The organism is Croceitalea sp. MTPC6, assembly GCF_036985525.1.
In the GTDB taxonomy this organism is placed as follows: Bacteria; Bacteroidota; Bacteroidia; order Flavobacteriales; family Flavobacteriaceae; genus Croceitalea.
Window position 1 is genome coordinate 60,611 of record NZ_BTGR01000006.1, and the last position, 11,564, is coordinate 72,174.

The window sequence follows — 11,564 nt, forward strand, 5'->3', positions numbered from 1 at the left end:
CATGGGTATTGAATCCCACAAACAGGAAACATATCACGGTTAGTATTGTTATACTTGGTAAGAATTTTTTGTTTTTCATTTTATTGGTATTAAGTTGTTAACAAATCTATTTTTTCTTGAAAGTGTTCGTCTGCATAATTTTCTTTCTTATCTATATAATTTCGTCATAGAAATTTCGCTCCCAGTTTTCAAGGTTCTTATAATCTGTCATGCTTATTCCAGTTGTATTCTTGAACTGTCTCGACAGATGGTTTACACTACTATAATCAAGCAGGTATGCAATATCAGAGAAGCTATATTGTTGCAACTGTATCAGCTCTTTGACCTTCTCGATTTTTAGTTTTATAAAGTACTTTTCAATAGTGGTGCTTTCGTTTTTTGAAAACAGTTTGCTCAAAATCTTGTAATCACGATGTAAGGTCGATGCCAAATGTTCCGACGTCTTTTCCTTTATTTGCATTGGCAGCTCTTTAATAAGATGGATGAGCGTGATCTTTACCTCCTCTACCAACTTTTCCTCTTCGCTTTTGGCGATTTCAAACCCATTGGTATGAAGTACATCAGAGACTTTACTATCAATTTCTTTATCAGTACTATTGATAGTGCGTACGGTCAGTTTTCCCAATTCAAGGGAAAATACTTCGATATTGATTTCTTCAAGCTCATGTTTTATGACCTTCAGACACCGTCTACAGACCATGTTCTTAATCCAATACGTTCTAATGGATTCCATCTATAAAAAATGTTTAAAGTTTTAAAATGACTTGTTTATATTTTAGATATGTAAACTACTAAAAACAAATAAGTTATATTATTTTTTAGCTAATTAACTGTCCAAATGTAAGTGAAGGGTTTAAACAAAAACATGACCATTATCATGTTTGTAGGAAATTGTTGTAAAAGTTGAAAACGACCTAATAATTAATAGCGACGTATTGACTAATACTATTTTTCCAATAAAGTCGTTCATTTCTTATAAACAAATCTGTTATGGAAAGAAAGCAATTTTTACGAAGTCTGGGTGCCGGTGCGGCATTCGCTATAGTTTTTCCCTGTGTTCATGGTTGTTCCAAAGACAGTGCCGAAACGGGTCTTCCGGTCCCCACCGGAATTGATTTTACCATTGACCTTGACGCTCAGGAAAGTACGCCTTTACAGAACAACGGGGGATTTATCCTAAAGGAATTTGTGGTTGTGGCTAAAAACTTGGAGGGACAGTATGTGGCCGCCAGCCAAATCTGTAGCCATCAACAAACCGAAGAGGTGCGGTTTATTACCGAAGATGGCGGCATCTACCGTTGTGCCACCCACGGGGCCAGATTCAATCAAGAGGGAGCTCCCTTGAACAACATCACAAACAATCCGTTAAAGGTATTTAACACGGAACTTACAGGTAGTCTGTTGCGGGTATTTGAATAGAATATTTTGTTTTTAACCCCGTTTTCGGGTATATTCAAAATTAGTCCATTGTACGAATTCACGTTTTGGGTATTGCCTTTATTTTTACATTTTTCAATTCTATGATGGAAAGCTCTTCCAATTGCCCATTCTCGAACGCCTTTTCGATTAGGTCAAAAGGAACGCTTCCCTTTAACTTTGGCCTGAAGTTGTGGTAGTCCTGTATGGTTACTCCATTGACCTTACGAATATTATAAGCTTCTCGAAACCTCATACCTCCTTTGCCCGTTTTATATTTATAGGCTAAGTAATCCATACTGAGGTCCTTTACATCAAACCAATAATAGAAAATATCCTCAAAATCATCACCACCGTCTTCCTGTCCAAAGGTTACTTTAATTTTATGGTATTCCCTGCCCTTGATTTTGGATGTTCCCTTGTCTTGGAGTATGACGGCCGGATCTTTCAGCCATAAGGGCAAAAACGCAAAATATATAACAGAGTTCACGGAATTGGCATAGGCCTTTCTCCTTTTCTCGGTTAGGCTAACCAAGGTATCGCCAACATAACGAACGAGCCCATCGTTGCTATATATATCACGGACCGGACTTCCATCTCGGTTTTTACCCATCCTAGTATAGGTAAATTGTCCATTATCTCTTTTATATTGATAGGCATGGTCACGAAAGTCAAATGAAGCTTGCGCACTTTTCAACTTGGCTGTTCCATAGACGGCAATGACCCTATCCACAATATCATCCTGCCCAAAACATCGAGTTTGGGAAATGAAAAAAAATAGGCCGATGCCCAAAACAAAAAAAGGTTTATGGATAAATTGATTCATTCAAAATTATTTTAAACGTTCTAACATCAGTTGCATCAAAATGTTGGCACTAATACGTGTTTTTTCCTTTAAAAACTCCCTCGGAGTATTGTCCCCGATTTCAAAGACCAAAGCTTCGGCACCATGTTCTACGAAGAAATAATTGCGGGAGACCGTGGTCGGCCGCATTTTGTCACTGGGCCTGATATTGGGATTATACCCTTCAACTTCCTCTTTCATGCCCGTAAGCCAATCGGTAACCAAATTGGGCATATTCCCTTCTAGTTTTGGGTCAACGGTATAGTAGATATCATCCCAAGTGGAATGAAAATCTATGCCAAAATAGAACTTTCCTTGGGTCTGTTCAACCTTTTCTTCCATAAAACGTTTGACCGCTTGGGTTTCCGGTTGGTTGAAATTGGCCCAATCCCTGTTCAAGTCAACCCCCCCGGCATTATGTCGCCAATGGCCATTGTCAACGCCGTCGGGGTTCATCAAGGGCACCACATAGGTAGTAAATTTCCTTCTGAACTTTCTGGCCAATTTGGTATCGGAACTTATGGTTTCGATAAAGGATTTCATCGCAAGATAGCCCGTGACTTCGGGAGGATGTTGTCTTGATATGACCATGAGCATGTTTTTGGACGATTCCTTACCTATGGTAAGAACTTTTATGCTTCTTCCCTCACGGCTTTTACCTATTTCCATTTGACTTATGAAAGGTTTTTGCGACAATGTCCCTCTCCAGTTGGACACATGTTTCGAGGTATGCAGTTCTTGGCCCGCAACCCAAAGCGTATCGGGGCCTACCTCCAATTTCATGTTTACTTTTAACGGGAGCGAACCAGGGCCAAAATCCTTGTCCCCCTTTTCATATTCGGTATAGTTCACCGAATCAATTGGCGACCAGTGGAGCCCATCACGGCTTAGTTTGGGATAATACCTATGTTTGGACGATTCCTGATACGTCAGCATCAGCGAAATCTCCTCCTTTTCCTTGGCCCATACCTTAAAGGCATACCATGGACTGGTATTGACCGGGGTGTTTTCAGAGGTAATTAAAGCCGTGTACGTACTATCATTTTCCTGTAGGACACCATTAAGTCTAGCCCCCTCAAAATCATTGGAAAAAACCACGTCCCCACTGTTGAATTTAAAGTTGGCCTTCCATTGTTTTTGTATTGGTTTGGAAGTAGTAGGTACAATTTTAATTGGCGGCTGCCCCTGAAATTTCGTCGTTTGGGCGCTGATCGATGTGAGGCTCGCTAGATATAAAAGAATTACGATCTTTTTCATAGCCTTTGGTTTAAATAGTGCTGGATTTTAGATATACCTTTTTAAAATAGATAAGTGTGGCCCTATTCACCTTTGGAGAAAGGATTAGGGCAGATAGCATAGTGGGTATGGCCATCAAGGCAAAGCTAATGTCAATGAGACCTACAATACCGCTCATCGTAGAAATTGAACCCAACGTTATGCTGGCCACATACATATAATTGTAGGTTTTTTTGTGCCGCGTTCCCAGAAGAAAGGCGATACACTTAGTGCCGTAATAGGAATACGTAAACAAGGAAGTGAGCGCAAAGATGAATACAATGAACACCAATAATATTGCACCATAATCGGGCATGGTCGTTGTAAAGGCATTTAATGTTACGGTTACGCCGCCGATGTCCGGGGTTTCCCAACTTTTGGTTACTAAAATGGCGATGGCGGTCAAGGTGCATACCACAATGGTATCAATAAAAGGGCCCAACATGGCCACCAAGCCTTCCCGAACCGGCTCCGTATTCTTGGATGCGCCATGTGCCATAGGGGCCGTGCCGATACCTGCCTCGTTGGAGAAAGCGGCCCTTCTCACGCCAATAATGATAATAGCCCCAAGACTACCGCCCAAAACGGCATTTCCCGTCAAGGCATCCGTAAACACTTGTTCAAATGCCGGTATAATGTTGGTATGGTTCATGGCTAGAATATAAAATACGGATAAGAAATACAGCAATACCATCAAAGGAACGAGTTTGCTTGCATAGTTAGCAATACGTTGAATCCCTCCAAAGATGACTATGGACACCATAACACTAATAGCAATTCCGATGAGCAATGAGGATTTCGTGGACGCCTCATAACCCAGACCGGGCAAGAGAACGTCATTTAAGACCTGGGTGAGCTGATTGGCCGTAAAAATTGGAAGGGAACCAAAAAGACCCGTTATGGAGAAGAAAACAGCTAGGGGTTTCCATTTTTTCCCAAGCCCCTGCATAATCACATACATAGGACCGCCTTGAACAACACCCGAATCATCTTTGCCCCGATACATAATGGCCAGTGAGCAGGTATAGTATTTGGTCGCCATCCCGATCAAGGCACTTATCCACATCCAAAAAAGAGCACCAGGTCCGCCCATGCCAATAGCTATAGCTACACCAGAAATGTTACCCATGCCCAAGGTAGATGACAAAGCCGTCGACAACGCCCTAAAGGCACTGATCTGGCCAACACTGGCTTTGCTATCATATTTTCCGCGTAAAACGGCTATTGCATGCCAAAAATGCTTGAACGGTAAAAATCTGGAGTACAATAAAAGATAGATGCCACCGCCTACCAGCAATATCAATAAGGGCAGATCCCATATCCAGTTGCTTAAATCGACAAGGATTTTTTCAATATCCATTCCGCGCAACTAGTGTTCTTGGCCAAATTTATTGGAATATCTAAGATAAAGTTCTTGGTGCGGACCATCAAGAGTTATCTTTTTACCTCGGATAAAAGCATGGGTAAGTGAATTGTCCAAAATATCCAGGGCATCGCCCATCGAAACAAAAAAAGTAGCATCCTTTCCAACTTCAAGGGATCCGACCCGACCATCGATGCCCAAAATCTTGGCAGGATTCAGGGAGACCAACTTTAACGCTTCCTCTTTGTCCATTCCAAAAGCGGCCGCAACACCTGCATAGAAAGGAAAATTTCTGGAAGTGGACAACATTCCCTTGTGGCTCAATGCCACTACTATGCCTTTTTCTGAAAGTAAACGTGGCAGGCTGTAATGGGCATCATAATCCATGTCGTCCATATTCGGAAGATTGTACGTTGGGGGTATTATAACGGGTATATTGTTGCTCTTCAGAAAATCTACAACGTCAAGGGCCGCATAAGAGGTTAGGATACCTATTTTTTGTACGCCCATGCCTTTGGCGAACTGTACACTCTCCACAATTTCTTTCGCTTCATTGGCATGTATCATCAAGGCCTTAGTACCTTTAAAAAGCCCTTGTAGGGCTTCTAATTTAAGGTTGGCGGGCCTATTCTTTAATTTACCGTAAGATAGTGCGGCAAGGAACAAAGCCTCCAGTTCTTGTACCCTGTTCTCGTATGAACCGCTGTTTTTTATCTTAGTGGTCTTGGTATCGGAATCGTAGGAGCGGGACAATGAAGAAGGCCAGTGCAAGTGTACCGCAGCTTCCTTTTTATGGACCGCCTCCTGCCAGCTCCATCCATCCAGTTCCATTACGGAGGAAGTGCCCGATATCGTACCCCCGGAGGGTATCGTCTCTACCATAAGTATACCGGTGTACCTAAGCGTGGGAATATGCCCTGAGCCTGTGTCGAACGCATAAAAGGACTTTAGTCCCGGATTGATCGACCCCTCCTCAAACTTGTCATTGGAGTGGGGGACACCGCTGATTTCCTCGATACCGATTAAGGAATTTGGCAAAATAAGGCCGGGGTACAGGTGTTGTCCCCTTACTTCAATACTAGTATACCCTGATGCGTCGAACGCCGGATCGCTGGCCTTGCCGACAAACGAAATTTTACCATCGGCAAAAGCCAATGCTCCATTGTTGATGACCTCCCCGGTAGCGGTATGGATAGTTCCTCCTATCAGCACTATAGGTTCTTGTTGGGCCTCGGCGGGTTTCGGCACCAGTTGTGCGGTTCCAATACTAAAAAAGAAAAGTAGGACAAGGACACAGCTACATTTTTGAATAAACTCTTTGGTTTTCATATAAACATTTTTTTTACTCTTCGCCCAGATACTCACAATGAAATTCAGGCTTCGTGGTGGATATTTTTTGTTCAGCTTTGGCCGTCCCTTTTTCAGAGCGCATAAGTTGGATGATTCGTGCTCTTTCCTTTTTGATTTCGGCCCTGAGCTTAAGATCCCTATCCATATCAAAATAAATGGCACCTTCAACAATGGTCTTTTCCGGTTTTGCATAGATAGAAAGCGGTGGGCCGGACCATAGGACCAGATCGGCGGATTTGCCCTCTTTGATACTGCCCATCGTTTTATCTAAATGCAACAGTTTGGCGGGGTTAAGGGTAATCAGTTTAAGGGCATCCTCGGCACTCATTCCCCCATACTTCATCGATTTGGCCGCTTCGTGGTTCAGGTGCCTAATGGTTTCCCTGCTGTCGGAATTAATGGCCGTTGTCACTCCTTCCCGATGCATAATAACCGCATTGTACGGAATGGCGTTTCGGGTTTCCCACTTAAAATTCCATTTGTCGGAAAATGTACTACCGCCGACCCCGTGAGCGGCCATTTTATCGGCAATGCGATGACCTTCCAAGGCATGGGTAAACGTATTGACCGTAAAACCGAACCTGTCGGCTACATCCATCAACATGAGCATTTCCTTTTCTTGATAGGAATGGCACGAGATAAAGCGATTCCCTTCTACAATTTCCAGCATGGTCTGCTTAAGGATATCCGTTCTAGGAGCGGAAACCGATGTTCTTTGTTTTTTCCCCGATCCGTTGTAGGCATTCCATTCTTTTTTATAGTCCAGGGCCTCGACGAAGGCATTGGTGTAGAATTGTTCCAGACCCATAAGGCTCCTCGGAAAACGTAGGGACGGAGCACTTTTGGAACGCTTGGGGTTTTCGCCAAGGGCAAATTTTATAAAGGGTGACGCTTTGCTAATTTTTAGATTTTCAGGGTTTTCTCCCCATTTTAATTTGATCAGTGCGGACTGCCCTCCTATGGGGTCGGACGACCCGTGCAAAATATGGGCGGCCACCACACCCCCGGCCAACGCCCTGTATATACTTATATCTTCGGAATCGATGACGTCCCCCATACGTACCATACCGGAGTTGGCCGCAATGTCGTTGACCGCACTGATGGCAATATGCGAATGTTCATCAATGATGCCCGGGGTAAGGTGTTTACCTGTACCATCGATTCTTTTGGCAGTGGTGTCTTCCAGATTTGTTCCGATGCGCTCAATTTTACCATTGGTTACCAATACGTCCATATTCTCCAACACGCCGATGTCTTCGTTGGTCCATACATTGGTGTTTTTGATAAGTAGTCTTTCTGGCCTAATTTTCTCTGTATTTCCATAGGCCATAAATGGATAAACAATATTTCCGCTGATTCGTCTATCGATCAAATCATTGTCATTGATAGTCTCTTTTAAGGGGGAAATCTTCCGTGCGCTCCAACTCCATTCATTTTCGTAGTTCAAGCTGCCCGTTCCTGAAAAAAGGACTGTTTGGTCTTCGAAAGTATAGAAGCCGCCCAAAGTATAGGTTCCTTTACTCGGCAAGTTAAATTGTAGGCTTGCCATAGATCCGTGAATCGAAAAATCGGCTTTGAGATTTTCCCCTGATGCGTTAATGACATGGGCCCGATATTTTCCTTTGGCGGACTCCAGTTTCAGATCGAACCGGCCTTCGGGTAGCTTAAGCCGGTATGTCCCCAAAATTTTGGCAATAGGAAGTTGTTGTAGGGTATGTCGTGTTCCCCTTATCCAATTCTCCAATACGCTCGTATTAGGGTTAAATAGATTTCCGTCCGTTATCAAAAAGTTGGCGATCTTGCCCTTTTCCAAAGAACCCAAACTGCTTTCCGATCGCAGCATCTTGGCAGGTACGGTAGTCAGTGCCGCCAAAGCCGTTTCTTCATTTAGCCCAAAACTGACCGCTTTCCTGAGGTTGGCAAGAAAATCACTACTGTTGGCCGACGGATGCGCGGTAAACGCAAAGGTGATACCGTTTTTTTCCAGAAGGGCAGGATTGCTCGGGGCCATTTCCCAATGTTTGAGGTCTGCCAGGGAAATTTTTTGGGTGATGTACGGATTGCTTACATCAAATGTCTTGGGGAAATTCAAGGGAATTATTAACTGGGAATTTGTTGCTTTAATTTCCTCCAAACGTTGGTACTCGTCACCGCCTCCCTTGATGATGAACCGCATATTGAATTCTTGGGCAATTTTTGCCGCCCGTAAGGCAGTCAACCAACCGTTCGTTTCAAAAATCTTTGGTAACGGGTTGCTATTTGCCAGGGCTTCCAGTGAAAGATCGGTAAAAGGTTTGGGAGCCAGGTCCTTGTACCATGCGGCATCATAAAAGGTCTGTCTTAACAGCGCAATGGAACCCATGGGGGATATCGGAAAATCTTGGGTAGAGCTGCCCTTATCAAATGAAAAGTGGGATGCAACCTGTGACCGTACTACCATTTGGTTTTCTCGCTTGTCGCCCAAAAGCACCAAAGCGGCCGTACCCCTTGCAATACCGTCCGGGCGCAGACTCGCTACGGCACCGAACCCCTGTTCCCTTAGTTTTTTGGCGTTCTGGGTATCCACTTCAAATCCGTCCGCCGCTTTATAGGAAGCCTTTATGGCCTCGTTGGCGTTATAGGCACCCTTGGTGTCCGACTGTATCTGTTCTTTTTTAACGTAAGGATTTCCTCTTGGCCGTTTTGTTACCTCAGGCTGTCCATAGGTACTGAAAATATCTATAAATGAGGGATAAATGTGATGCCCGGCCATATCAATTTTCGTGTAGCCATCCGGAACCGTCCCGTTGGATGTCACCGTTTCGACCATACCATTTCTAATCAACAGTGTAGCGTTTTCCAATTTTGCTCCAGGGGCCGTGACGATCATGGCGTTGGTAAGGGCAAAGGCTTCGGGCCTCTTGTCTGCCACATCGTTTTTCGGAAAGGTTTCCTGACCAATCATGGTGTTAAAAAAAAAGCCAAAGACCAGGGCAAAGAACAATGAAGTCCGTTCAGCTTTTATAAAGTATCTCAATTTCATATAAATATAGTATTCATGGATTATAGGCTGAACCAATCGGTCAGGTTGGGGTTTTCCGATTTTTCTTGGATGTGGTAAAACTCATTCTTGTTTGCATTGTACCGATATTCCCTCGACCATTCCTTTCCATGCTCCGAAATCTCTCTGATTGCATTGAGAATATAGTCCAGCTCATCATTGGTCATGGTCGGATGCAGCGACACCCTTACCCAACCCGGCTTTTCGGCAAGGACACCTTCATCTATTTGATCCGTTATCCTTTTGGATTCTTCTTTGCTAACGTTGAGCAACAAATGGCCATACGTACCTGCACAGGAACAACCGCCCCGTACTTGTATTCCATATCGGTCGTTCAAAAGTTTTACGGCCAAATTGTAGTGTACATCTTCAAAATAGAAGGAAAAGACCCCCAACCTGTACCGTACTTCTTTTGCCAATATTTGTATTCCCCTAATTTTATGAAGTCCTTCAAAACATTTGCGTACCAATTCATTTTCGCGTTGGCGGATTTTTTCAACTCCCATTTTTTCCTTCAACTTAATTGCCAACACCGTTCTCATGGTTTGGAGAAATCCGGGCGTACCACCGTCTTCACGGGCCTCGACACTCTCAAAAAAATGATGTCCGCCCCAAGGATTGGTCCAGGTTACCGTTCCTCCACCGGGATTATCGGGGATACGGTTTTTGTATAGGTTTTTACTAAAGACCAAGACACCGGAACTTCCGGGACCTCCCAGGAATTTATGGGGCGAAAAGAAGATGGCATCCAACCTTTGGGATTCTTTTTTGGGATGCATATCCATATCGACGTAGGGTGCGGAGGCCGCAAAATCCACGAAGCAAAATCCGCCGTGTTCATGCATGATCTCTGCCAGTTCGTAGTAGGGGGCACTTACCCCGGTTACATTCGAGCAGGCGGTAAAGGAGCCTATTTTTAATTTGCGGTCCTTATATTTATCCAGTTGTTGTTCAAGCTTTTTCGCATCTACGAACAATCCTTCCGAAGGTTCCAGAACCACCACATCTGCAATGGTCTCCAGCCAAGTGGTTTGATTGGAGTGATGCTCCATATGGGTCAGAAAAACTACGGGACGTTCGCTTTCGGATATTTCCAACAAATGCGAAAGTTTTTCGGGAACCTTAAGACCTAGAATCCGTTGAAACTTACAGAGAACACCGGTCATGCCCGTGTCCGTCGTAATGATGACATCTTCGTCTGATGCATTCACATGCCCCTTAATAAGCTGCTTGGCCGTTTCATACAAATGGGTCATCAATTTACCGGTTTGCGAGCTTTCCGAATGGGTATTGCCGACCATAGGTCCGATGCTGTTGCGCATGATATCCTCTATCGGGGCGTAGAGCCGACCGCTGGCGATCCAATCCGCGTAGACCAGCGGTTTTTTTCCATATGGGGTCTCTATTTCATGGGTAACCCCTATGATATCCCTTCTAAAACCCTGGAAATAGGTTTCAAGGGCAGTTGTTTTTTCTTCGACCATCCTTTTGTAATAAAAAAGGGCTGCTCTAACATTATTGATCCAGAACGGGATCGACTAACTCAAACAAGGAAAACTAACTCTAAAATTTTCTTCCAATCCGGGTCCTGAAATGATTCGAATAATGCGAACAGCCCTAAGTTTAAAATGTTTATTGCACCCTATCATACTGGCAACAGCCCGGTAAGTCATTATATATTGACGCTTCGGCCTTATGAAATTCGGTATCGTGGCCTACGCCAGCAATCGCCTCCGAAACCATATCCCTTGTTGTGCTATCCTCGGAAACTTGGATATCGACAACCTTGGTCTCTTTATCCCAATTTGCATCGATTACTCCCGCTACACCTTTAGCCGCTTTTTCGATACGTTTTTTGCACATTCCGCAATTTCCGGAAACCGTAAAGCTATAAGAAGCTACGGCCTCTTCTTTGGAAGCTTTTGAACTGTCGGGACCTTCCCTATCATACTGGCAACAGCCCGGTAAGGCATCATAGGCGCTATCGCTTGCTTTCCCAAATTTTGTATCGTGGCCTACTTCGTTTATGGCCTTGGATATATCTTCCAATGAGGTCTTTTCCGAATCATACGCCACCTCTATTATTTTGCTGTCCTTGTTCCACGAGGCGCTGGCCACACCTTCTATTGAGTTAGCTGCTTTCTCGATACGTTTTTTGCAGCCATTGCAGTTGCCCAATACCTCGAATTCTGTCGATTTCTCTTGGGCATTACCAAGGGATACAGCACAAAGGGTAAACATTAGTAGCATAAAATTTTTTACTTGCTTTTTCATTG

9 protein-coding genes are annotated in these 11,564 nt (G+C 43.9%); 1 reads left to right on the plus strand and 8 read right to left on the minus strand.

Annotation, left to right across the window (positions count from 1 at the left end; translation table 11 throughout):
- Positions 1 to 151 precede the first annotated feature (151 nt).
- Entirely contained in the window at positions 152 to 733 is a 582-nt protein-coding gene (locus AACP56_RS12045; RefSeq protein ID WP_339337187.1) for a helix-turn-helix domain-containing protein, read from the minus strand.
- Positions 734 to 990: 257 nt separating this feature from the next.
- Between AACP56_RS12045 and AACP56_RS12050 the strand changes: the two genes are divergently transcribed.
- Positions 991 to 1,419, plus strand: coding sequence for a Rieske (2Fe-2S) protein (locus tag AACP56_RS12050; protein WP_339337186.1), 429 nt, complete (start codon positions 991 to 993; stop codon positions 1,417 to 1,419).
- A gap of 58 nt (positions 1,420 to 1,477) precedes the next feature.
- Here the strand turns inward: AACP56_RS12050 and AACP56_RS12055 are convergent, their stop codons facing one another.
- The 7 genes from AACP56_RS12055 to AACP56_RS12085 all read right to left on the minus strand — a co-directional run bounded on the left by AACP56_RS12055 (position 1,478) and on the right by AACP56_RS12085 (position 11,562).
- Positions 1,478 to 2,242, minus strand: a complete 765-nt coding sequence (locus AACP56_RS12055) for a DUF6503 family protein (RefSeq protein ID WP_339337185.1) — start codon at positions 2,240 to 2,242, stop codon at positions 1,478 to 1,480.
- Between the two features lie 6 nt (positions 2,243 to 2,248).
- Complete coding sequence (locus AACP56_RS12060) at positions 2,249 to 3,517, minus strand: M14 family metallopeptidase (RefSeq protein ID WP_339337184.1); 1,269 nt, start codon at positions 3,515 to 3,517, stop codon at positions 2,249 to 2,251.
- A 10-nt stretch (positions 3,518 to 3,527) separates the two neighbouring features.
- A complete protein-coding gene (locus AACP56_RS12065; RefSeq protein WP_339337183.1) occupies positions 3,528 to 4,895 on the minus strand; it encodes an alanine/glycine:cation symporter family protein in 1,368 nt (455 codons plus the stop codon).
- Positions 4,896 to 4,904: 9 nt separating this feature from the next.
- Positions 4,905 to 6,227, minus strand: a complete 1,323-nt coding sequence (locus AACP56_RS12070; RefSeq protein WP_339337182.1) for an amidohydrolase family protein — start codon at positions 6,225 to 6,227, stop codon at positions 4,905 to 4,907.
- Between the two features lie 13 nt (positions 6,228 to 6,240).
- Positions 6,241 to 9,270, minus strand: a complete 3,030-nt coding sequence (locus AACP56_RS12075; protein WP_339337181.1) for an amidohydrolase family protein — start codon at positions 9,268 to 9,270, stop codon at positions 6,241 to 6,243.
- A gap of 20 nt (positions 9,271 to 9,290) precedes the next feature.
- Complete coding sequence (locus AACP56_RS12080) at positions 9,291 to 10,772, minus strand: aminotransferase class V-fold PLP-dependent enzyme (RefSeq protein ID WP_339337180.1); 1,482 nt, start codon at positions 10,770 to 10,772, stop codon at positions 9,291 to 9,293.
- Positions 10,773 to 10,920: 148 nt separating this feature from the next.
- The gene (locus tag AACP56_RS12085) at positions 10,921 to 11,562 is read right to left on the minus strand and encodes a heavy-metal-associated domain-containing protein (RefSeq protein ID WP_339337179.1); all 642 of its coding nucleotides are present in this window, start codon (positions 11,560 to 11,562) and stop codon (positions 10,921 to 10,923) included.
- Positions 11,563 to 11,564 lie beyond the last annotated feature (2 nt).